Origin of the sequence: Streptomyces sp. NBC_00038 (genome assembly GCF_026343635.1) — a bacterium.
Taxonomy (GTDB): Bacteria; Actinomycetota; Actinomycetes; order Streptomycetales; family Streptomycetaceae; genus Streptomyces.
Genome location: NZ_JAPELQ010000002.1, coordinates 933,612 through 956,050 on the forward strand (window position 1 = coordinate 933,612; position 22,439 = coordinate 956,050).

Genomic DNA, 22,439 nt, shown 5'->3' on the forward strand with positions numbered 1-22,439 from the left:
CAGTGCAGATCGATTGGGAATCGGGGCACGGTCCCTTCACCGCCCCGATCAGCGCCGCCGGTTCGATGCTCGCCGCCTCGTACGCGGCGAACTCGGCCGGCGTCACCCCCTGGTGGGGCGCCGGGATCGCAGGCGCCGGGCTCGTCGGCTCGCACATCGCGGGCCGGCAGTCCGGCGCCGGCCGGGGCAGCCTCGTACTCCGGGCGGCCGCATGGGTCGGCGCGGGCGCATGGTGCTCGTGGGCGCTCAACGTCGGCCCGTGGACGATGAATTGCCTCAGCGCGCTCGCCGCGGGCGCGGTCGGGCTCGGCGCAGCCATGGCGGGCAACCGTGCCGCGCAGCGCCGCGCCGAGGAAGCGCAGGCGGCCGCGTACGCGGCCGCCGCGCACGCCGCGGTGCAGCACGAACACCGGGCGCTCGCCGGCGAGTGGTCGGCCCGTTTCTCCCGCGTGTCCGGCATCGAGGGCGTACAGGTCGTCGGCGTCGAGATGTGGGATCAGGGCGGGTTCACCCTCGAAGGGCGGTTTCCCGAGGGCGGGTACACGTGGCGCGACATGCAGCGCTGCGCCGACGGGCTCGCCGGCGACGCCCGCCTGCCGAACGGCTGCAGCGTCGAGATCACCGAGGGAATCGACCGCGGCTCGTTCCTGGCCAACGTCGAGACCGTCAATCTCGTCTCGGGCAACCCGAAGACGTACCCCGCCGACTACTCGCCCCGCTCGTACAACGACGGGCTGCAGATGGGAACGCACCGCGACGGGTCCGAGTGCGCGCCGGTCTGCAGGCAGTTGACCGGCATCGGCACCGGTCGCCGAGGCTCCGGTAAGTCGAACCTGATGCACGTGTGGATCGCCGGGCAGGTGCGCATGGTCGACGCGCTCGTGTGGGTCGTCGACCTCAACGGCGGCGGGCTCGCGCTGCCGTGGCTGCGAGCCTGGCACCGCGCCGGGCGCCCCGGCCGGCCGCCGATCGATTGGGTCGCCGACACCCCCGAGAAGGTGCGCGACATGGCGGGCGCGCTGCTGCGGATCGCCAAGGCTCGCAAGCCCGGATACGCCGACCTGATGATCGAGGCCAACGACGACAAGCTGCCTGTGTCGCCCGAGGTGCCCGCGATCATCACGAACGCCGACGAGATCGCCGAGCTGTACTCGAACAAGGCACGCCGGAACCCGGTCCTGCGGCAGGCGGGCGACTGGTTGATTCACGTCGTCGAACTGGCTCGCGCCGTCGCCTGCAACCTGATGATGAGCGCGCTCCGGGCTACGCAGGATGTGCTCGAAGAGCCGCAGCTCGTCGTGCAGTCCGGTCTCAAGGTCGGCATGCAGAGCGACGAGCGAGAGATCAACTACCTGATGGGGTGGAACGACAAGATCTCGCCCGAGGACATGCCCGAGCCCGGAACGGGCGTCGTGAAGGAACTCGACGCACCCGCGCGCCCCTTCCAGGCGTACCGGATCACCCCGGCCGAGATCGCGAAGATCGTCGTCGCGGTCGCCGAGATACGGCCCGAACTCGACGAGCTGTCGCGGCTCGCGGCCGGCGAGGCGTACGAGCGTAGGTGGGAGAACACCGACCACCTGTTCGGCATCGCCCCGCAGCCGGCCGCGGTCGCGGTGGCCGAGCGCGAGCAGCCGGTACGCGAGGGATGGGCCGACCCGACAGCCGATTGGGACTCGCCCGGCGCGCAGTCTGCGGCCGACGTGCCGATCTCGTCCGGCGACGAGGCGCTCGCCGACGCCGACGCCGCCATGCGCCGGATTCACGAGCGGATCGACGACGCGACCGCCCGCGGCGGCGACGCCGACCTCGACGCCGAGGTGCGCGGCATCTTCGAGGCGAGCGGGCTCGGTTCCACCCCGCCCGAGCTCGGCGCCGCGGCCGCCGACGTACAGAACGGCGAACGCGACGACCCGCGCAAGCAGATCGTGTTCGAGATCGTGCTCAAGGCCGGCCCCGCCGGTATCGGACCCGAGGCGATCCGCGACGTGTTCGCCCGCCTGTACCCCGCCCTCGAAGCACCGCACGCCGCCACGATCGGCCGATGGCTCGGCGCCGACCCGCGCGTGCACCGCCCCAAGTTCGGCCGCTACGCCGTGCGCCCCTCGAATGGAGACAGCCCGTCATGAACCGACACCTCGTCCGCCTCATGAACCGCCGTACCGCCCGACGCGTCGCCGGCGTCGTGATTCTCAACGTCGGCGACGTGATCCGCGTGTGCGCGCTGCTCGCGATCGTCGTCGTCATCGCCGCGTACATCGACCCCGTGAGCGCGTGGAAGATCGACGCCCCGGTGTGGGGAGTCGTCGTGATCGCGTTCGCGCTGCTCGGCGTCGAGCGCGTCGGGCTCGCGCTGTACACCCTCGGCGACCGGCTCGCGCCCGCCCGCCCGAAGCGCACCGCGCACTGACCACAGCAAGGACGCCTGCCATGCAGCCCGAGCCGTACACACGCCCCGCCGCCCCGCCCGCCCGCATCGCCCGCGTGACCGAGGTCGTTCCCGCGGGCGAGCAGCAGCTCGCGCCCGCCCCGCCGCCCGGCATGCGCGTGATCGGGTACGTGCTGATCGACGGCATGATGCACCCGCAGTACGGGCCCCGGTACGAGCCGGCCGCGCCCGTTGCGCCGCCCGCGCCGTCCGGGCTCGACCCGCAGGCACAACGCACCGCCGCGCGCGGCGTGTTCGCGGTTGGGGTAGGCGCCGGCTCGTACTTCGGCATGCTCGGGCTGCAGATACTCGTCGACAGCCTCGTGCGGCTGCTCGCCGCCGCGGCAGTCGTGGGCGTCGTGTGGGTCGCGGCCGGCGGCCGACGCCGCGGCGGGTCGACGTACGTTACGAACAACCGCGGTTTCCTGGCAGGCTGGAAGTCGCAGAACGGCCCGCGCCGATGAACACCGGAGGAAACGCCTTGACCGAGCACACCGCCGACCAGGACGACCAGGAACCGCGCGTACGGCGCCCGTTCGGCTACCGGCCGCGCCTCGTGCCCAACGGCAAGGGGCGGGCGCTCGGCGAGCTGCTCACGATGTACGCCGACGGCGAGGTCGACCTCGAAGAGATCGCCCGGATCATGAATTCAGCCGACGCCGCCGCCCCCACTGCGAAAGATCTCACCCTCAACGTGCTCGACACGCTGCGCACCGACGGTGACCTCGACGCCGAGACGTACGACCGGCTGCGCGGCGCCGTCGAGCGGGCAGGCGCCGAGCAGCACGACGAGGCCGGCACGTACGTCATGAGCACCCGCGACCGGACAGACGAGCCGGTCGTCGAGGGCGGGTTCGTCGACGACTTCACCTCGCCCAAGGCAGACTGACCCGCCATGCCCCAACTGACGCCCGAGGACGCCGCCGACCGGCTCGGCATCGCCGACGAGAACGTCGAGGTGTTCGTGCGCCTCGTCGACGCGCTGCGTACGCCCGAGGCGCGCGACGCCGAGGTCGACCGGCTGCGCGCCGAGCTCGCCGCCGTCGACGAGGCGCTCGTGCAGGCCGGGATCACGTACCCGCTCGGCGCCCGCGGCGTGCGCGACCTCGGCGGCGCGCTGCGCATGGCTCGGGAAGACGAGGAAGGGGCGGACGATGCCTAAGAAGATCGAGCACGTGCCCGCGGGCAAGTTCATGACCCTCGACGAGATTGCACAGTTCGTCGCTGACGCATTCGCCGCCGGCGCGAACGGCGCCGACGTCCCCACGGGCCGGCTGTCGTTCGGCGGGAAGCTGCAGCAGCTCGTCGTCACCGTGGCAGACACCGACCAGTAGTACGCCCCGCCTCGCTACGCCCCGTTCGGCACCTCGCCGGGCGGGGCGTTTCGCTGTCTCCGCATGGTTTTTCACTGAGAATCGCGAGCATTTTCAACGGAAAACGCATGGAAAACGCTCGCGAATCCCTCGCGATTATTTCGCGTTCCCGCAGGTCAACGCGTTGTGTCCCTGGGGGACTCCATCGGGACTCGCGCGCGCGCGTTCCCCTCCCCTCCCATATATGGGGGGGGTGGCCGTAGAGAGAGCACCTACCGGTAGTAGGCAGCGCGCACGCGAGCGCTCTCTCTCCACACCCCCGATGTCACAGGGGAGAGGCATCATGGCGCCATGACCGCCGTACACAAGATCACCAGCCTTGACGACACATGGCACCCCGGCGACATCGTGCTCGACGCCGCCGGCAATCTTCGGGTGCGCTCCGAGCATCCCCGGTGGGTGTGGGACTACCCGAACGAGGGCGGCACGCGAGACGCGCTCGGCCGGCTCGCCGTCCCCGAGGGCGGGCTCGAAGAGCACGACGTACGGCGCCCGTTGACGCTGCTCGTACGCGACGGGCAGGCAGTCGCCGGACGCGTGATCGAAGAGCCCGAGCACCCCGCGACTTGACTGTCGGCGATCACGTGTCGCATTCTTGGCCGCAAGTCCGCCATGCCCGGACACACAAACTCCCCGAACGCCCCGCCCCTCCGCGGGGCGTTCGCCATTTCCCCCCCAATGCCGGTCGGGCACCCCACCCTCGACCGGTACGGCGCCGCCTCGACACCCCCAGAGAGGCGGCGCCGCCCCCACTCGCGCGGGGCGGGATCACTACGGACCATGGCGGGTTTGCTGACCGCCCCGCGCGTGCCACCCCCCGTCGAGAGGACCTCGCCCCATGCGCGTACGCCTCACCGACGGGCAGCACGAGGTCGAGATCAGAGCGAAGGGGTACAGCCGACGCCGGCTCGACGACGCCGAGAACGCGGCGCTGCGCATGCTCGACGCGCTGCGCAGCGAGCAGCCGACCGAGCGAGGCACGACGTTCGGGTTCGCCCCCGACGCCGCCCTCGACAGCAGCACCGAACGAGCCGAGCCGTACGACGACGGCCGCGACCAGGACGACGAGGACGACGACGCATGAGCGGCGGTTGGGCAGGCAGCAACCGGCGGCACGAGCTGCCGGCCGACTGGTACACCGTCATACGCCCGGCCGTGCTGCAGCGCGACGAGTACCGGTGCCGCAACCGCATCGAAGGGCGCGTGTGCGGACGCCACGCGAATCAGGTCGACCACATCGGCGACAAGCACGATCACCGGATCGAGATGCTGCAGGCGATGTGCGCCGACTGTCACGCGGTCAAGAGCAGCAGACAGGGTAACGACGCACGGTGGGCCGAGCGCATGCGACGCCCCCCGGAGAGACACCCCGGTCTGATCTGACCCCCGGCAGCAACTGCACCCCCCGCCCCTAAATCGGTACCCCCCGCCCCGAGTTGCACCCCCCTGACCTGCACGTATGCGCAGCCGCGTACATCGCTGCAGGTCAGAGCAGTGCACACCGAGGCGAGCCCGACATGCTGCTCGATCAGCACGTGCACCACACGATCGAGGCACGAGAGACATGCACAAAGCTGCAGGTCAAAGGCTCGCAACTCGCCGACGAGGCGCACGATTTGAGGACCGAGGACACAAGTACCGGACCGTCGGGCAAATCGAGCAGCCTGCACGACGATCGCAACGCTCTGACCTGCACGTTTATGCATCGTTGAGCCGCACGTGCAGGCACGACGAGCACGTACGACGAGGCATGCGCGGCGTATCCGCCTGCACCTCTCTGACCTGCACGTTTACGAGCACATGCACATATGTGCAGGTCAGGGGCTTGCAACTGTCGTGTGTGCGCTGCGATTTGAGGACCGACCCGGAAGTGCGCAGCCATGGACGCGAGCCGCTGTATGGCGATCTCGCGGCCGATCTCGCCCCCTGGGGGGTGACTCCCCTCCCCGCCCCGTCTGGGGCTCGGGAGGTGCTGTGGCTGTCCGTCTGTACGGGTCTGGGGAAAACGGCCGCGCTGCGGGGCGCGGGCGGCTCGCTGGCGGGCGAGCAGGAGGTCGGCCGGCTGATTTGATGGCGCGCGGTTGAGGGGCCGCAGATCGCCTCTCAGCCGGCCGCACTTCCGATACGAACCTGATACATGCAGGTCAGAGCGCTAAAAGCGTACGCGGCTGTATCATGGACACATGACGACGAGCCGCGACTGCGAGCACTGCGAGGGACCGATGCCGATCACGGCTCGGTCGCACGCGCGGTTCTGTCGGCCGGCGTGCCGCGCGGCCGCGCACCGAGCAGCGCGCACGATCCCGGCCGAGCTGACCAGCCGGCCGCGATGGATCCGGCGCACCTCGCGGAAGGTTCCCGTCGCCGTCGACGGCTCGGTCGCGAGCAGCACCGACCCGGCAACGTGGTCGCGGTACCGGAACGCCGCGGCGAGCGACGCCGGCGCCGGGCTCGGGTTCGTCCTCGACGGCGACGGGATCGTTTGCCTCGACCTCGATCACTGCCTCGACGACGAGGGCGCCGTCGCGGGTTGGGCGCAGGGCGTGCTCGACGCCGCCGGCGACACATGGGTCGAGGTGTCGGCGAGCGGCGACGGGCTGCACGTTTGGGGGCACGGCCGGCTGCCGGGCGCGGGGCGCCGACTGCAGCTCGGCGAGGGCTCGGTCGAGGTGTACGCGACCGGCCGGTACATCGCGGTCACGGGGCGGACGTTCGGCGGCACGCCGCAGCGCCTCGGCGACCTGCAGCACGTAATCGACTCGCTGCTGTAGCGCCCGACACGGGTGTGCGGCGGCGCACCCGACACGGGAGGTACAGCCATGGCAGGCAACGGGCCGGCGCCGAAGGATCCGAACCGCAGGCAGCGCCGGAACAAGGAAGCGGTACCGCAGACCGTACTCAGGTGGGAGCGCGCCGAGGCGCCCGAGCTGCCCGACTTCCGGATCGAGCAAGACGGCGACCTCGTCGAGTTCGTGTGGCCCGAGCGCACCCGTGAGTGGTGGCAGTCATGGATCGACTCGCCGCAGGCCGAGCACTTCGGCTCGGCTGACTGGCAGTACCTGCTCGACACCGCGCTGATTCACGCCCGGCACTGGAAGGGCGACAAGACTGCGGCGGCCGAACTGCGGCTGCGAGTCTCCGAGTTCGGATCGACGCCGTCGTCGCGGGCGCGGCTGCGCATGGTGTTCGCCGAGGCGGACGACGCCGACCAGGGGCGCGGCAGCTCGGGCGTGCCGTCGGCGCGTGAGCGGTACGGCAACCTGCGCTCGATCAACGGCGGGCGGACCGAGCCGGGCAAGAGCACGTAGCAGGGGGGCGTCATGCCGTGGCGCGGCCCGGAGTACGAGGGCGAGCGGCCGACGCTCGGGTACTACGTCCTCGACTGGATGATGCAGAACCTCGCGCAGCCCGGCCGCGACGTCGACGACCCCGCCCCGTTCCTGCCGACCGCCGAGCAGGCCGAGTTCTTGCTGCAGTTCTACGAGGTAGACCCGGTTACCGGCCGGCGGGTGATTCACCGCGGGCTGCTGTCGCGGCCGCGCGGTTGGGGGAAGTCACCGTTCGTCGGGGCGATCGCGCTCGCCGAGGCCTGCGCCGATGTGGTCGGCGCCGGGTTCGACGCGTACGGCGAGCCGATCGGCCGGCCGTGGCACTCGATCCGTACGCCGCTCGTGCGTATCGCCGCCGTGACCGAGGCGCAGACCGACAACACGTGGCTGCCGTTGCTGGAGATGGCGCGCGGCGGGTCGGTCGCCGCCGACTACGGGCTCGAATGCCTCGACACCGTGATCTATCTGCCACGCGGCGAGATCTCCCCGATCACGTCGAGCGCGACGTCGACGAAGGGTGACCCCGCCTGTTTCGCGTCGCTCGACCAGACCGAGACATGGACCGCTTCGAACGGCGGCGTACGCCTCGCGAAGGTGATGCGCCTCAACGCCGCCAAACTCGGCGGGTCGCTGATCGAGACGCCGAACGCGTACACGCCCGGCGAGGAATCCGTCGCCGAGACATCGGCGGCCGCCTATCAGGCGATCATCGACGGGCGGTCGCGGGCGCGCGGCATCCTCGTCGACCACCGTGAGGCGCCGCCCGAGACCGATCTGACCGACGAGCAGTCCCTCGTCGACGGGCTGCGGTACGCGTACGGCGACAGCAGCGATCACCCCGACGGGTGCGTGCTGCACGACCCGCCGTGCGAGCCGGGTTGGTCGCCGATCGAGCGGCTCGTGTCTGAGTTCTGGGACACGTCGAACGAGCCGCAGGATCTGCGGGGCGACCTGTTGAATCAGGTCACGCACGCGGCCGACGCGTGGCTGTCCGAGCCCGAGGTGCGGGCGACGTCCGACCTCAACCGCGCCGTGCAGCCCGGCGATCGCATCGTGATCGGGTTCGACGGCTCGCGGAAGCGCAACCGCAAGGTGACCGACGCGACCGCGCTGATCGGCTGCCGGCTGTCCGACGGGCACCTGTTCACGCTCGGCGTGTGGGAGCAGCCCGAGGGTAAGGCCGGCGAGGGTTGGCAGGTGCCGGTCGTCGAGGTCCTCGCCGCGGTGCACGAGGCGTTCGCGACATACGACGTCGTCGGCATGTACGCCGACCCCGCCAAGTGGGAAAGCCACGTCGCCGATTGGGAAGCTGCGTACGGGCCGCGCCTGCAGGTGCAGGCGACCCGGAATCACCCGATCGAGTGGTGGATGACGGGCGGCCGCAGCGTGCTGATCGTGCGGGCGCTGGAGAAGTTCCACACAGCGTTGACCGAGGGCGAGCTGACGCACGATGCCTCGTCGGCGATCGTGCGGCATCTGTGCAACGCGCGCCGCCGGCCCGGTCGTTCGGGCATGCAGATCGCTAAGGCGCACCCCGACAGCCCGAAGAAGATCGACGCCGCGGTCGCCGCCGTGCTCGCGTGGCAGTGCCGCCTCGACGCGATCGCGAAGGGTGTCGCGGCCGAAGAAGAAGAGATGTTCGGCGGCACGTTCTGACAGAGAGGGGGCGACATGCTCGACGAGACGCCCGAGCTCGACAATCCCGATTTCATGCTGCTGCGCCTCGGGCGTCGGCTGCGCAAGCGGCAGGGTGTGCTCGAAGGGTGGTGGATGTACTACCGAGGCCGCCCGCCCCTGCCCGAGCTGCCGAAGAACGCCGAGGCCGCGTTCCTCGACTTCCAGCGCAAGGCGCGCACGAACTTCTGCGGACTGATCGCGAACGCCTCGGTTCACCGGCTGCTCGCGCTCGGCGTGACCGGACCGGACGGCACGCCGGACGACAACGCGTCGCGCTGGTGGCAGGCGAACCGCCTCGACTCGCGGCAGAAACTCGTATGGCGATGCGGCATGGCGCAGTCGGTCGGGTACATGCTCGTCGGGCCGCACCCGACCCGCACCGAGGACAGCGGCCGGCCGAGCCCGCTGATCACGCCCGAGCACCCGAGCGAGTGCATCGTCGAGCATCACCCCGAGACCGGCGAGCCGTACGTCGGGCTCAAGGCGTTCACGAACGACATTGACGGGTACGGCTACGCGCGCGTCATGTACGACGACCGCTCGTTCCCGTACCGCACGAAGGAACCATGCGGTCACCGGCTGCCGTGGGGGCCGGACTCGTGGGAGTACGTCGGCGACCAGGACGACGGCGAGCCGCACGACCTCGGCGGGCTGCCGCTCGTCGAGTTCGCCCGCATGCCCGATCTCGGCGAGCACCCCGAGCCCGAGTTCGCGTGCGTCATGGACACCCAAGACCGTGTGAACCTCGGAGTGTTGAACCGCATGGCGGCGAGCCGGTACTCGGGATTCCGGCAGAAGTGGGTGCGCGGGCACAAGTTCGCGCGCAAGGTGGACCAGGCAACCGGTATCAAGGTCGTCGAGCAGCCGTTCACGCCCGGACCCAACACGGTGTGGGTATCCGAGGGTGAGAACGCACAGTTCGGGCAGCTCGACGCGACCGATCTGACGGGTTTCCTCAAAGAGCACGAGTCCGACGTGCGCGACATGCTGATCTTGTCGCAGACACCCGCGTACTACTACGCGAGCGACCTGATCAATATCAGCGCCGACACGGTCGCCGCCCTCGACCTCATGCACGTCGCGAAGTGCCGCGAGCACATCGCGTCGTTCGGCGAGGGACTCGAAGAGGTGATGAGCCTCGCCGCGGCGCAGGCCGGCGTGACCGACGACTACACCGAAGCAACGGTGCGGTGGGCCGACCCGCAGTACCTGAGTCCGGCCGTGATGGCGGACGCCGCGACCAAGCTGAAGAGCATCGGCTATCCGCTCGACGTCATCGCCGAGCAGCTCGGCGAGACGCCGCAACAGGTACGCCGCATCACGGCGGGCGCCGCCTCGCAGGCACTGCTCGCCGCCTCGCTGCTGCCGGCGAACCCGGCGCCGACGGCGGGCAACCTGCCCGACGAGGGGGCAACCGGTGGGTGAGGCGCTGCAGGCGGCGCTCACCGAGCGGTACGACGCACTGTCGACGTCGCTGCGCGACCGCGTGATCTCGTTCGTGCTCGCCGCGTTCGACAGTCTCGGCAACTACCGCGACAGCGACGCAGCGACGTTCCTCGAACGCGTGCTGCCGACCGTGCTCGCCACACAGCAACGCATGGGGCAGATCACCGACGCGTACCTCTCGGCGATGATCTCCGACATGCTCGGCACCGCGACGGCGGCGGCGGGCGTCGAGCTGCCCGAGGCGCTGCGCGGCGTCGAGCCGGCCGAGGTGTATCACCGCCCGTTCGTCACCGCGTACACCGCGCTCAGCCAAGGGAAGTCGTACGCGGAGGCGCTCAGCGAGGCGCGCACGCGGCTGCTGTCGATCACCGAGACCGACATGCAGCTCGCCCGCACGCACGCCGCGCGACAGTCGATGGAGCGGGGCGGCGTGAAGTTCTTCCGGCGAGCGCTGCGCGGGCCGGGCAACTGCGCGCTGTGCACGATCGCCTCGACGCAGCGGTACCGGGTCCAGAACCTGATGCCGATTCATCCGGGCTGCAACTGCAAGCCCGAGCCGATCATCGGCAACAAGGATCCGGGACAGGTGATCGACGAGGCGCTGCTGCGCGAGGCGCACGCCGCCGTCGCGAAGGAAGTCGGCGCCTCGGACGCCGGCGGCCGCGCCCCTGACTATCGCGAGGTGATCATCACTCGCGAACACGGCGAGTACGGGCCGCTGCTCGCGGTTCGTCGACACGAGTTCACCGGACCGGACGACGTTCCGAGCCCGTGATTCCCGCGCCGACACGGCGCACCCCACGCTCACCCAACCCGACACGGGAGACACCACCATGCGCACGCGCACTCTGCCCAACCTGCCCGGTATCGAGTCGGCGGCCGGCTGGTCGCACCCGTACCCGTCCGGCCCGTTCTCGCCGTACTGGTACGCCGACGGCGGCGACGGAGACGGCGGAGACGGAGACGGCGACGGCGACCAGGACGGCGACGGCGACGGGTCCGGCAAGGGCGACCAGGACGGCGACGGCGACGGGTCCGACAAGGGCGACGGCGACGGTACCGACTGGAAGACCGAGGCCGAGAAGTGGAAGACGCAGGCGCGTAAGCACGAGGGCCGCGCGAAGGAGAACGCGAACGCCGCGAAGGAACTCGCGAAGATCAAGCGCGACGGCATGCCCGAGCAAGAGCGCGCGGTCGCCGAGGCGGTCGCAAAGGCGCTCGCCGAGGCCAACGCGAAGAACGGCGCGAAGCTCGCGCGGCAGGCGTTCCTCGCCGCCGCGAAGGGACTCATCCCGAACCCCGGCGACGTCGCCGACGACGTGAACCTGCAGAGGTACGTCAACGACGACGGCGAGGTCGACGAGGAAGGGCTCGCCGAGCTCGTAAAGCGGCTCGCGCCGAAGCAGTCCGACAAGGACGAGAACGACGAGGACGACGACCGCGAGGGCGGGCGCGACACGCGCCGGCGCCGCCGCGGCGGCGGATTCGACCAGGGCACCCGCCGAGGCAAGAGCGGCGGTAAGGGCGGCGTCGAGGCAGGCGCCGAGCTGTACCGCAAGTACCTCGGCGCGGGCGCCGACAAGAGCTGACAACACGGAGGAATCGACCATGATTCTGGCTCAGACGACTGAGTCGTTCGGGTCCGATGATCAGTCGTGGCTCGGGTCCGCGCATGGCACGGACGCGACCGAGACGATCTCGCTCGACACGAGCCTGTTCACCGCAGGCACCCACTACCCCGACGGGTATTTCAAGTCGGGCATTCCGCTCGGCGCCATCACGGCGACGCCGGGCAAGTTCGGCCCGTACGACAACGCCGCGGCCGACGGCCGGCAGACCCTCGTCGGGTTCCTGTACGCCGCCGTCAAGGCACCGACCGTCAACACGATCGACCCGTCGGCGGCGATGCTCACGCACGGCAAGGTGCGCGAGTCGCGCCTGCCCGTCGCTGTCGACGCCGCCGGTAAGACCGACGTCGCCGGCTCGATCCGGTTCGTCTGAGAGGGGATGATCTGAGATGAGCTGGACTCTCGACACCGAGTTCATTGAGCCGACCGAACTCACCGGACTGATCCGGGCGGCGCTCGCCGACCTGCAGGTGAACCGCTTCACGCTGTCACGGTGGCTGCCGAACGTGTCCGTCGACGACATCGCGTACGAGTTCACCAAGGGCGGCGGCGGGCTCGCCGAGACCGCCTCGTTCCGCTCGTGGGACGCCGAGTCGAAGATCGGCCGCCGCGAGGGGATCGCGAAGGTCATGGGCGAACTGCCCCCGATCTCCGAAAAGATCCCGCTGAACGAGTACGACCGGCTGCGGCTGCGGAAGCTGGACACGAACGACGAGCGCGTGCTCGCGCTGCTCGCGCGGGATGCGCAGCGGATCGCCCGCAACATCGGCGCGCGGTTTGAGGTCGTGCGCGGGCAGGTGCTCGTCAACGCGCAGGCACCGATCACCGAGCTGCAGCAGACCGTCGACTTCGGCCGGCTCGGCGCGCACTCGGTCGTCGCCGCCGTGCTGTGGAGCGATCACACGAACGCGGCGCCGCTCACCGACCTGCGGTCGTGGGTGAACACCTACGAGGACACGAACGGCGAGACGCCGGCCGTGATCCTGGCACCGGTCGGCGTCGTGACGCACTTCGGCATGTGTCAGCAGGTGATCAGGCAGGTCTACCCGCTCGCTCCGGCCGGCACGGCGCCGATGCTGAACACGGATCAGGTGAACTCGGTTCTGCGTTCGCTCGATCTGCCGACGTTCGAGGTGTACGACGCGCGGGTCAAGGTCGACGGCGTGTCGACCCGGATCACTCCGGCGAACGCGATCGCGCTGCTGCCCGCGGCCGGCGCAACGACCGCGGCGCAGCCGACCGACCTCGGCGCGACGCTGCTCGGCACGACCGCCGAGGCGCTCGAATCCGAGTACAGCCTCGTCGCGAGCGAGCAGCCCGGCGTCGTCGCGGCGACGTACAAGTCGAAGGATCCGATCCGGCTGTGGACGCACGCCGCGGCGGTCGGTCTGCCGATCCTGCGCGAGCCGAACCTCACGTTCAAGGCGCAGGTGATCGCATGACCCGGCGACTGATCGCGTATGTGCACGTCGACGGCGTCGCGTACGGACCCGACAGCAAGGTACCGGCGGGCGTCGCGAAGAAGATCGGCGATCACGCATGGACCGACGGCGACGAGCCGGCCGTCGACGAGCAGTCGACCGGCGGCGGGCAGTCGACCGGCGACGAGGCGCCGCCCCGTTCGGGCCGCGGCTCGGGCGTCGACGCGTGGCGGGCGTTCGCCGAGCAGCACGAGCTCGACGTCGCCGCCGACGCGAGCCGCGAGGACATCATCGCGGCCGCCGAGTCGGCCGAGCTGATCGAGCGAGAGGAGTAGGGCGGTGGCGGCGTACGCAACGGTCGAGGACTACGAGGCGCGCGCCGCCGTCACCCTCGCCGAGGGCAGCCCGAAGCGGGCGCAGGTCGCGGCGTACCTCGACGACGCGACCGCGCTTATGCAGCGGCACATACCGACGGGCTACACGCCCGACGAGTCGACGCTGCGCGCGGTGTGCGTCGCGGTCGTCCGTAGGGTCATGGCCAATCCGGGCGGCCGCCGGCAGCGCACGATCGGGCAGTACAGCGAGACGCTCGGCGAGGACGGCGGTCTATACCTCACCGAGGACGAAAAGGCGCAGCTGCAGCCCGAGGACACGACCGACCCGGACGCCGACGCCGCGTACTCGATCGGCGTCGCCGACGAGGGGCTGCCAGGGTGGCGGCGGGATCCGTACCCGTACAGCCACTGCGACCCGACGCCCGGACTATGGGCGGAAGGTGTGTGGTGATCCCCGACGATCTGCTGCTGCACCTCGTCGACGTCGAGCACCCCGGTACGACGACCGACCGGTACGACAACCCGGTCGCCGACTGGTCGACGTCGACGCACGCCGCCGTCGACGCATGGCTGCAGCAGAACACCGGAGCCGAGGACACCGACCAGCGCGACGCGCAGATCGGCGAATGGCTCATGATCTGCAACCCATGGACGACCGCCGGCGACCCGCTCACGGTGTACGGCAACGATCGCGTGCACTGGTCCGGACTCGACTTCGAGGTGATCGGCCCGCCCGGTCCCGCGTACACGCCCGACGGGCTGCACCACTACGAGATCAGGCTCAAGACAGTCGAGGGGTGATCGGCCGTGGCAGGTTCGAGGTTCGTCCCCAACCGGCAGAACATCGCCGGGTTCTTGCGCACCCCGGAAGTGCGGGCGCTGATCGAGCGCAAGCTGCGGGCCGTCGAGGCGGCCGCGAGCAGCGCCGCACGCGCCGAGGGGGCGGGCGGACTGTTCCGGGTCGACGTCGAGACCGGCGAGCATCGCGTACGCGGCGCCGTGATCGGCGACTATTCGACCAGCGACCCCGAGGTGTCGCGGCGGGCGCTGCTGCGCGCCCTCGACGCCGCGCGAGGGGCCGACTGATGGCGGCGCCGGTCGAGTTCCCCGACGCCGTCGACGTCGTACGCGGATACCTGCGCGAGGCGCTGCTCGCGCGCGGGCTCGACGTACCGGTGCGTACTCGCGTGCCGGATCCGCGGCCGGCGCAGTTGGTGCGGATCGAGCGGGTCGGCGGCAGCCGGCTCGACCGGATCACGGACCGGCCGCGCCTCAACTTCGAGTGCTGGGGGCCCGACGAGGGCGCCGTCGCCGACCTCGTCAAGGTCGTGCGGGCGCTCGTGTTCGCGATCCCCGGATGGCGCGGCGCCGTGGCGTACGACGTCGTCGACGTCGGCGGGCCGAACACCGCGCCCGACCCGGTCTCCGGGCAGGAACGCAGCTCGTTCGCCGTCGAGGTGTCACTGCGCGGCAAGGCGCTCGCCGCCCCCTGATCGGCTCACCCGCCACCAGACATCGCACCCCCGGACCGCTCGGCGGCCGGGGGTTTCCCATGGAGGAACCCGAGCATGAGCACACCCCTTGAGACCGGTCTGCACAACGAGTACATCCGCAAGCAGCTCGTGCAGGCCGTGTTCGCCGCGGACTACGCGACCGCGGCAGTCACGGCACCGTTCAGCGCGATCGACGGCACACTGTCGGCGATCCCCGCCGGGTACGTGCCGGTCGGCTACACCACCGACGACGGCATCACTTTCACGTCCGATCTGTCGATGTCCGATGTCACCTCGTCGCAGTCGGTCGAGCCGACCCGATCCGACGTCGAGTCGGACGTGTTGAGCGCGCAGTTCGCGCCGCAGGAGACGAACGCTGCGACCGTCGCCCTGTTCGAGGGCATCGCGCTGTCGGGCACGGGCGCGCTGCCCGCGATCGGTACCGCGTGGCAGTGGGACCGGCCGTCGACCCCGGTCAACCCCTTCCGCAGGCTGCTGTTCATCGGGCTCGACTACGGCGACGACGGCGGAGAGATCTACGTCGTCAAGTTCTTCCCGCGCGCCCGGCTCACCTCGAAGGACGACGAGCAGTGGGCGCGCAGCTCGGAGACACAGCGGCCGGTCACGTTCAACGCCTACCGCGACTCGGTGCTCAACACCTCGTGCCGCAACTGGGTCGACGGTCCGGGTTGGCGCACCCTCGCGTAGCGCCGCCCCCCTGATCGGGCGAGGGGCGGCGGTTCTGGGTGAGCCCCGACCGCCCCTCGCCCTCACATGCTCACCCGCAGCTCACCCAAGAAAGGCACACGATCATGAGCAAGCCCGGCAAGGCGCGGTACCGGCTGGAGACCGTCAAGCGGTCGTACGTCGACGCGGTCGGCGGCGAGCGCGTCGAGTTCGAGGTCGGTCCCGAGGATGACCCGCAGGTGTTCAGCTTCCCGCACCCGATCTTCACGCCCGACGACATGCAGAGCGACCTCAACGACGCGCAGGGCAAGGGCGACGAGGCCGGCGCGCGCATTCTGCTCGGCGACCAGTACCCCGAGTTCATCGCCGCGGGCGGCGACCCGACCTCGGTCATGCTGCTGTACGTCGGCGTCCGTAACGAGGCGCAAGACACGGTGCAGAAGGTGCGCCCTACGAGGGGGTAGGCGACGGCGACGACGTCGTCGACACCTACACGTACGACGCCCTCGACGTCCTCGGCGAGCATCCCGAGGCGGTCGAGGCGGACCTCGCGCACCACTACCCCGGTTACGGACCGGGCGGGCCGCTCGCCGCTTACTGGCGAGGCGAGATCTCACTTCGGCTGCTGCGCGTCATGGTCGAGCACCTGCCGCCGGACGGGGCGACCGCCCGCGCCGAGAACGGCCACGCGTGGCAGCAGGGCGACTACGCGGCCGCCGACAGCCGAGATCTGCTCTCGCTGCTGCTGACCGCGTTCGTCAACGCGAACCGCGACCCGAAGAAACCGGCGATGCCCTACCCCAAACCGTCGTGGCGGCCGGGCGATCCGGTGCCCGACGAGGCGAAGAACGACGCCGACAAGGCGCGGGCGAAAGCGGCGTACGAGCACATCGTCGCGCAGGTGAAAGGGAGTTGAGCGATGTCGGTCGAGGTCGGCGTCGGGTACGTGTCCGTCGTGCCCGAGGCACGCGGGTTCGGCCGGCTGCTCAATCAGCAGATCAGCGGCGAGTCGGCGCGGGTCGGCACGAGCGCCGGGCAGGATGCCGGCGACGGGTTCCTCGGCGGGCTCGGCGGGAAGTTGAAGGCGGGTGTCGCCGGCGTCGCGGTCGCAGGCGGCGCCCTGTTCGCTGCCGGGTTCGCCGAGGCGGTCGAGCAGGACAAGGCAACGGCCAAGCTCGGCGCATCGCTCGGGCTCAGTGAGAAGGACACGGCACGCGCCGGCAAGATCGCGGGTTCGATCTATGCCAAGGGGTACGGCGAGTCGATCGATCAGGTCGACGACTCGCTCAAGGCGCTGCAGCAGAACGGCGTCGCCGCACTCAGCGCCCCGAAGAAGGAACTCACCGGGCTGTCGTCGGCGGCGCTCAACTTGGCCGAGGTGTTCGACGCCGACGTCGGCGAGTCGACGAAGGCTGTCGGGCAGCTCATTCGTACGGGCCTGGTCAAGAACGGCAAAGAGGGTTTCGACCTGTTGACGGCAGGGTTCCAGTCGGGCGCCGACAAGGCGGGCGACTTGATCGACACGGTCAACGAGTACAGCACCCAATGGAGGAAAGCCGGTCTCGACGGCGCGACCGCGATCGGTCTGATCAATCAGGGTCTGCAGGCGGGCGCCCGCGACGGCGACGTCGTCGCGGACTCGATCAAAGAGTTCACGATCCGTGCCGTCGACGGCAGCAAGACGACCGCCGACGGGTGGAAGGCGCTCGGGCTCAACGCCGACGACATGGCGGCGAAGTTCGCCAAGGGTGGCAAGGCGGCGAACGGTGTACTCGCGCTCACCCTCGACCGGCTGCGCGGCATCAAAGACCCGGTCAAGCAGTCGCAGGCCGCGGTCGCCCTGTTCGGTACGCAGGCCGAGGACCTCGGGCAGGCGCTGTACTCGCTCGACCCGACGACCGCAGCGAAGGGGATCGGCAAGGTCGGCGGTGCGGCCGGCAAGATGGGCAAGACGCTGCACAACACTGCCTCGAATGACATCGAGGTGTTCAAGCGGCAGGCGCTGCAGGGGCTCGCGAATTTCGCGAGCAAGTACGCGTTGCCTGCGCTGCGCGACTTCGGCTCGTTCCTGACCACGTACGTACTGCCGCCCGCGCAGACCGTCGGCGGCGCGCTGCTCGACTACCTCGTGCCCGCGGTGCGGGGTGTCGGCGACGCGCTCGCCGGCGGTGTGCAGTGGGTGAAGGACTACGGGGCGTGGCTGCTGCCGCTCGGCGTCGCGATCGGCGGTATCGCCGTCGTGGCGGGCGCCTCGGCTATCGGCACGTGGGCGATGACTGCAGCGTTCACGGTGTACCGCGGCGTGATCCTCGCGACGACCGCCGTCACCCGCGGGTGGGCGATCGCGCAGGGCGTGCTCAACGCCGTGATGAGCGCGAACCCGATCGGTTTGATCATCGTCGGGATTCTCGCCCTCGGCACGGCGCTCGTCGTCGCGTACAAGAAGAGCGAGACGTTCCGGGCGATCGTGCAAGGCGCGTGGGCCGGCATCCAAGCGGCCGCGATGACCGCGTGGAACGGGTTCATCAAGCCTGCGTTGTCGGGCATTTGGACGGCGATTCAGGCGGTCGGCACGGCCGCTACGTGGCTGTGGTCGAGCGTGCTGTCGCCTGTGTTCTCGGCGATCGCCCTCGCCGCGAAGGTGCTGTTTACGGTCGTCGCGGTGCTCGTGATCGCCCCGATCGTGATCGCGTTCAGGACACTCGGCGCGGTCGGCTCGTGGCTGTGGACAAACGCCCTGCAGCCGGCGTTCAGCGCGATCGGCGCGGGCGCAACGTGGCTGTGGAACAACGCGATCGGGCCGGCGTTCCGCGGGATCGGCGCGCTGATCTCGCTTTGGTGGACCGGCGTAAAGGTGATCTTCGGGTACTTCAAGGCCGGCGTGCAGGCGCTCGGCGCCGTCGGCATGTGGCTGTGGCACAACGCCCTGCAGCCGGCGTTCCAAGGGATCGTGACCGTCGTCGGCTGGTTCTGGGGCGGCGTGAAGGTCACGTTCGGGTACGTCAAGGCCGGCATACAGGCGCTCGGCGCGGCCGGCTCGTGGCTGTGGCACAACGCCCTGCAGCCGGCGTTCACCGGGATCAGTTCGGCCGCCTCGGTGCTGTGGTCGAAGGGGCTGAAGCCTGCGTTCGACGCTGCGAAGACCGGCGTAAAGCTCGTCGGCGACGCGTTCGGTACCGCGAAAGACGCGATCGGCACGGCGTTCGGCAAGATCCAGGACATCACGAAAAAGCCTGTGAACTTCGTGATCGATTCGGTGTACTCGCATGGGATTAAAGCCGTTTGGGATAAGGTGGCCGGTTTTGTCGGGCTCGGCAAGCTGCCGGCCGCGCCGAAGCTGCTCGCCGACGGCGGCCGCACGCACGGCGGCGTGCCCGGTAAGGACTCGATCCCGGCGCTCATGATGGCCGACGAGTTCGTCGTCAAGCGGTCGTCCGCCCGGAAGCTCGGGTTCGGCACGCTCAACTACATCAACCAGTACGGCGAGTTGCCCGTACAGCGGTTCGCCGGCGGCGGCATCGTCGGCGACGTCGCGGGGTGGATCGGCGACAAGGCGAGCAAGATCGGCGGCGCCGTGATGGATGGCGTCGACTTCCTCGCCAACCCCGGCAAGCTGTGGGACAAGGCGACCAAGTTCATCCGCGACAAGATCGCGCAGATCGGACAGAACAGGTTCGCACAGATGATCGGGAAGGTTCCGATCAAGATGCTGTCGAGCCTGAAAGACAAGGTCGTCAACTCCGCGACGAGCATGTTCGGCGGCTCGTCGGGCGACATCGGCGGGTCGGGCGTCAAGCGCTGGTCGTCGGTCGTGCTGCAGGCGCTCAAGTTGGTCGGGCAGCCGGCGAGTCTGCTGCCGACCGTGTTGCGCAGGATGAACCAAGAGTCGGGCGGGAACCCTCGCGCGATCAACAATTGGGACATCAACGCCCGCAACGGCACGCCCTCGAAGGGCCTGATGCAGGTCATCGACCCGACGTTCAACGCGTACGCCGGCAAGCTGCGCGGCCGCGGCGTGTGGGATCCGCTCGCCAACATCTACGCGAGCATGCGGTACGCGATGTCGAGGTACGGCTCGCTCGCCTCGGCGTACAACCGCGCGGGCGGGTACGCGAACGGCGGCCGGCCCCGGCCGGGCGAGGTCGCGTGGGTGGGCGAGAACGGGCCCGAGCTGCTGCAGTTCGGCGGCGGGCAGACCGTGCTCGACAGCGACTCGTCGATCTCCGCAGTCGGCGCCGCAGTGGTGCGCGGCATGGCACGGAGCATGCCGCAGTCGGTACCGGCCGCCGCGGCGGTACGGGCTGCACTCGGCTCGGCGGGCGGGCAGCAGTCGGCGGCGCCGGCCGGCAACACGTACAACCTGTATCCGCGCACGCTCGACATGACCGTGCGCGACCTTGAGGTGCTGCAGCGCCGACAGGATGCTCTCGCTCGGGTGGGGAGGCCGCGTTAAATGCCGCTGATTACCGCGCCGGTCACCACCCCGCCCGACACCGGGGGAGGCACCCCGACACCGGTACCGTTCCCCGAGATCGGGTTCGCCGTCGCGAGCTACACCGACCCCACGGGCAAGGTGTGGCCGCTCACCGACGAGGCGGCGGGTTGGTTCACCCTGGCCGACGGAGTATCCGGGCTCGGCGCCGCACCGTACGCGCTCACCAGTGACGCGCACCCGCGGGGCGGCGCGCGGCTGCGGTACGTGCAGCCGCAGGCGCGGGCGATCGTGTGGCCGCTGTACGTGTACGGCGAGACGCACGACGAGTTCGTCGGCCGATGGCGGGCGCTCGCGACGGCGTTCACGCGGACGCTGCGCGAGAACCCCGACGGCACCCGCACGCCGGGCGTGCTGGAGATCGCCCGGCCGGACGGCACGCGCAGGCACGTGCGGGTGTTCTATCAGGAAGGGTTCGAGGGGCGCGGCACCAAAGGGTCGGGCATTGTGTCGGATGCCGCGGCGCTCACGCTGTGGTGTGAAGACCCGTATTGGTTCGACCCCGTCGACGTGTCGGTGCACCAGGAGACCGGCGCACTGTCGAGCTTCTTCACCCCTTACCCGACGGTCTCGTCGTCGCAGGTGCTCGGCGCGACAACGGTCAAGAACCCCGGCGACGTGACCGTATGGCCACAGTGGACCGTCACCGGTCCCGCGAGCCTGATCACGTTCACGCACGAGGGAACCGGCGAGTCGTTCACCGTCGACCCGACGGCGGTCGGGCACGGCAACTTGCTCGCCGGGCAACAGGTCACGATCACGACCGACCCGCCCTCGGTGCGCTATCAGGACGGCTCGAACTGGGTCGGCGCGCTCGACTGGCCGAGCGCCGTTCTGTGGGGACTCGCGCCCGGCGACAACCCCGTGACGTTCCAACTCGACGGATCCGGCCCCGGCAGCGCCGTCGATCTGACGTACAACCCGCGGTACGAGACCGCCTGATCGGAAGGGGGCGGCGGTCGGGTGGCCGTGCAACTGCTCATCACCGACAAGAACCTCGACGTGCAGGGCGACCCGCTCGACGGCTGGACGAACCTCGACGCGACGAAACGCTTCAACGAGCCCGGCTCGGGCACGGTCGACATACCGGCGCGGCCGGACGTCATGGCGCAACTGCAGCCCGGAAACCGGCTGATGATCATTCGCGACGGCGCGGTATGGATGGCTGGCCCGCTGGAGATCCCGAGCGATTTCTCGTGGTCGGTCACCGAAGAGCCGGGTTGGGGAAAGGTCACGGTCAGTTTCTCCGACGACCTCGCGGTCGTGGCGGGCTACATCACGTGGCCGAGCCCGGCGAACGCGTGGACGGCGCAGCTCGCCAACACGTACCGGCAGCTCACGAGCACGAACGCGGAAACCATCATCCGCACCCTCGTGAACGAGAACTGCGGACCGGGCGCCCGGTCCGAGCGCCGCATGCCGAATCTCGCGCTCGGCGCCGTGGCGGGCGTCGGCTCGGCGACGACCATGAAGACACGGTTCGAGCCGCTGCTCGACGTGTGCAGGCGGGTTGCGCAGAACGGCGGGGCGATCGGGTTCCGCACGCGGCAGACCGCCGGGCAGATCGTGCTCGACTGCTACGCGCCCGCCGATCTCACGGCGACCGCACGGTTCAGCATCGGGCTCGGCAACCTGCGCTCAGTGCAGGCCAAGCTATCGGCGCCGACGGTCACGCACGCTCTGGTCGCCGGAACCGAGCCGGACACCGGCACGTCGGGGCGCACGTACGTGCAAGTCGCCAACGCCGGCGCGGCGTCGTCATGGTGGCGGGTCGAGAAGTACATCGACGGCTCGGCCGCCAACGATACGAACGGCGAACTCACGCAGGGCGGGAACGAGGAACTCGCGAGCGGCGCCGCCCCGGTCGAACTCGCCACGGTCACCGTTGACACCGAGGACCTCAAGGCGGGCAGAGACTTCGATCTCGGCGACAGGGTGACTGTCGCGCTCCCGACCGGTGTCGAGGTCGCCGACCTCGTGCGCTCGATTCACCTGCAGGCGACGCCCGATTCCGGCGAGTACGTGTCGACGCTGATCGGCTCGCCCGAAGCCACTTCCGACCCCGAGATGGTCAAGGCCATACGCACGCTCGGCCGCCGACTCGGCCGGCTCGAAACGCGATAAGGAGGC

At 70.1% G+C, this 22,439-nt stretch carries 30 protein-coding genes; all 30 read left to right on the forward strand.

Going from position 1 to position 22,439, the window contains the following annotated elements; all coding sequences use genetic code 11:
• Positions 1-2 precede the first annotated feature (2 nt).
• The 30 genes from OG219_RS47435 to OG219_RS47580 all read left to right on the forward strand — a co-directional run bounded on the left by OG219_RS47435 (position 3) and on the right by OG219_RS47580 (position 22,433).
• Positions 3-2,129 (forward strand): hypothetical protein, encoded by a 2,127-nt coding sequence (locus OG219_RS47435; RefSeq protein WP_266835917.1) that lies wholly within the window; start codon positions 3-5, stop codon positions 2,127-2,129.
• Entirely contained in the window at positions 2,126-2,410 is a 285-nt protein-coding gene (locus tag OG219_RS47440) for a hypothetical protein (protein WP_266835916.1), read from the forward strand. The genes OG219_RS47435 and OG219_RS47440 overlap by 4 nt, the downstream gene beginning before the upstream one ends.
• A gap of 20 nt (positions 2,411-2,430) precedes the next feature.
• Positions 2,431-2,892, forward strand: coding sequence for a hypothetical protein (locus OG219_RS47445; RefSeq protein ID WP_266835915.1), 462 nt, complete (start codon positions 2,431-2,433; stop codon positions 2,890-2,892).
• Positions 2,893-2,909: 17 nt separating this feature from the next.
• Entirely contained in the window at positions 2,910-3,317 is a 408-nt protein-coding gene (locus OG219_RS47450; RefSeq protein WP_266835914.1) for a hypothetical protein, read from the forward strand.
• Between the two features lie 6 nt (positions 3,318-3,323).
• Positions 3,324-3,590 carry a hypothetical protein gene (locus OG219_RS47455; RefSeq protein WP_266835913.1) on the forward strand — a complete coding sequence of 89 codons (267 nt, stop codon included), beginning with the start codon at positions 3,324-3,326 and terminating at the stop codon, positions 3,588-3,590.
• Entirely contained in the window at positions 3,583-3,762 is a 180-nt protein-coding gene (locus OG219_RS47460; RefSeq protein ID WP_266835912.1) for a hypothetical protein, read from the forward strand. The genes OG219_RS47455 and OG219_RS47460 overlap by 8 nt, the downstream gene beginning before the upstream one ends.
• A 330-nt stretch (positions 3,763-4,092) precedes the next feature.
• Entirely contained in the window at positions 4,093-4,371 is a 279-nt protein-coding gene (locus OG219_RS47465) for a hypothetical protein (RefSeq protein ID WP_266835911.1), read from the forward strand.
• 268 nt (positions 4,372-4,639) lie between these two features.
• Positions 4,640-4,885, forward strand: coding sequence for a hypothetical protein (locus OG219_RS47470; protein ID WP_266835910.1), 246 nt, complete (start codon positions 4,640-4,642; stop codon positions 4,883-4,885).
• Positions 4,882-5,184, forward strand: a complete 303-nt coding sequence (locus OG219_RS47475) for an HNH endonuclease (RefSeq protein ID WP_266835909.1) — start codon at positions 4,882-4,884, stop codon at positions 5,182-5,184. Before OG219_RS47470 ends, OG219_RS47475 begins: the two co-directional genes overlap by 4 nt.
• A gap of 134 nt (positions 5,185-5,318) precedes the next feature.
• Complete coding sequence (locus tag OG219_RS47480; protein ID WP_266835908.1) at positions 5,319-5,513, forward strand: hypothetical protein; 195 nt, start codon at positions 5,319-5,321, stop codon at positions 5,511-5,513.
• 158 nt (positions 5,514-5,671) lie between these two features.
• The gene (locus OG219_RS47485; protein WP_266835907.1) at positions 5,672-5,872 is read left to right on the forward strand and encodes a hypothetical protein; all 201 of its coding nucleotides are present in this window, start codon (positions 5,672-5,674) and stop codon (positions 5,870-5,872) included.
• Positions 5,873-5,984: 112 nt separating this feature from the next.
• Positions 5,985-6,572, forward strand: a complete 588-nt coding sequence (locus OG219_RS47490; protein WP_266835906.1) for a bifunctional DNA primase/polymerase — start codon at positions 5,985-5,987, stop codon at positions 6,570-6,572.
• A gap of 48 nt (positions 6,573-6,620) precedes the next feature.
• The gene (locus tag OG219_RS47495; protein WP_266835905.1) at positions 6,621-7,109 is read left to right on the forward strand and encodes a hypothetical protein; all 489 of its coding nucleotides are present in this window, start codon (positions 6,621-6,623) and stop codon (positions 7,107-7,109) included.
• A gap of 81 nt (positions 7,110-7,190) precedes the next feature.
• Positions 7,191-8,786 (forward strand): terminase, encoded by a 1,596-nt coding sequence (locus tag OG219_RS47500; protein WP_266835904.1) that lies wholly within the window; start codon positions 7,191-7,193, stop codon positions 8,784-8,786.
• A 15-nt stretch (positions 8,787-8,801) separates the two neighbouring features.
• Entirely contained in the window at positions 8,802-10,232 is a 1,431-nt protein-coding gene (locus OG219_RS47505; protein WP_266835903.1) for a phage portal protein, read from the forward strand.
• Positions 10,225-11,028: a hypothetical protein gene (locus OG219_RS47510; RefSeq protein WP_266835902.1), complete on the forward strand. Its 804-nt coding sequence runs from the start codon at positions 10,225-10,227 to the stop codon at positions 11,026-11,028. Before OG219_RS47505 ends, OG219_RS47510 begins: the two co-directional genes overlap by 8 nt.
• 58 nt (positions 11,029-11,086) lie before the next feature.
• Entirely contained in the window at positions 11,087-11,842 is a 756-nt protein-coding gene (locus OG219_RS47515; protein ID WP_266835901.1) for a hypothetical protein, read from the forward strand.
• Positions 11,843-11,861: 19 nt separating this feature from the next.
• A complete protein-coding gene (locus tag OG219_RS47520; protein ID WP_266835900.1) occupies positions 11,862-12,254 on the forward strand; it encodes a head decoration protein in 393 nt (130 codons plus the stop codon).
• 16 nt (positions 12,255-12,270) lie between these two features.
• Positions 12,271-13,323 (forward strand): major capsid protein, encoded by a 1,053-nt coding sequence (locus tag OG219_RS47525; RefSeq protein WP_266835899.1) that lies wholly within the window; start codon positions 12,271-12,273, stop codon positions 13,321-13,323.
• Complete coding sequence (locus OG219_RS47530; protein ID WP_266835898.1) at positions 13,320-13,637, forward strand: hypothetical protein; 318 nt, start codon at positions 13,320-13,322, stop codon at positions 13,635-13,637. The genes OG219_RS47525 and OG219_RS47530 overlap by 4 nt, the downstream gene beginning before the upstream one ends.
• Positions 13,638-13,641: 4 nt before the next feature.
• Entirely contained in the window at positions 13,642-14,088 is a 447-nt protein-coding gene (locus OG219_RS47535; RefSeq protein ID WP_266835897.1) for a hypothetical protein, read from the forward strand.
• On the forward strand, positions 14,085-14,438 hold the full coding sequence (locus OG219_RS47540) for a hypothetical protein (protein ID WP_266835896.1): 354 nt from the start codon (positions 14,085-14,087) through the stop codon (positions 14,436-14,438). Before OG219_RS47535 ends, OG219_RS47540 begins: the two co-directional genes overlap by 4 nt.
• A gap of 6 nt (positions 14,439-14,444) precedes the next feature.
• On the forward strand, positions 14,445-14,723 hold the full coding sequence (locus tag OG219_RS47545; RefSeq protein WP_266835895.1) for a hypothetical protein: 279 nt from the start codon (positions 14,445-14,447) through the stop codon (positions 14,721-14,723).
• Positions 14,723-15,130, forward strand: a complete 408-nt coding sequence (locus tag OG219_RS47550; protein WP_266835894.1) for a hypothetical protein — start codon at positions 14,723-14,725, stop codon at positions 15,128-15,130. The genes OG219_RS47545 and OG219_RS47550 overlap by 1 nt, the downstream gene beginning before the upstream one ends.
• Positions 15,131-15,205: 75 nt before the next feature.
• Positions 15,206-15,838, forward strand: a complete 633-nt coding sequence (locus OG219_RS47555; RefSeq protein WP_266835893.1) for a phage tail protein — start codon at positions 15,206-15,208, stop codon at positions 15,836-15,838.
• 104 nt (positions 15,839-15,942) lie between these two features.
• The gene (locus OG219_RS47560; protein WP_266835892.1) at positions 15,943-16,281 is read left to right on the forward strand and encodes a hypothetical protein; all 339 of its coding nucleotides are present in this window, start codon (positions 15,943-15,945) and stop codon (positions 16,279-16,281) included.
• 170 nt (positions 16,282-16,451) lie between these two features.
• Positions 16,452-16,733, forward strand: coding sequence for a hypothetical protein (locus OG219_RS47565; RefSeq protein WP_266835891.1), 282 nt, complete (start codon positions 16,452-16,454; stop codon positions 16,731-16,733).
• A gap of 3 nt (positions 16,734-16,736) precedes the next feature.
• Positions 16,737-20,270 (forward strand): phage tail tape measure protein, encoded by a 3,534-nt coding sequence (locus tag OG219_RS47570; RefSeq protein WP_266835890.1) that lies wholly within the window; start codon positions 16,737-16,739, stop codon positions 20,268-20,270.
• On the forward strand, positions 20,271-21,251 hold the full coding sequence (locus tag OG219_RS47575) for a phage tail protein (RefSeq protein ID WP_266835889.1): 981 nt from the start codon (positions 20,271-20,273) through the stop codon (positions 21,249-21,251). It begins immediately after the preceding gene.
• A gap of 60 nt (positions 21,252-21,311) precedes the next feature.
• Positions 21,312-22,433, forward strand: coding sequence for a siphovirus ReqiPepy6 Gp37-like family protein (locus OG219_RS47580; RefSeq protein WP_323183337.1), 1,122 nt, complete (start codon positions 21,312-21,314; stop codon positions 22,431-22,433).
• Positions 22,434-22,439: the final 6 nt, after the last annotated feature.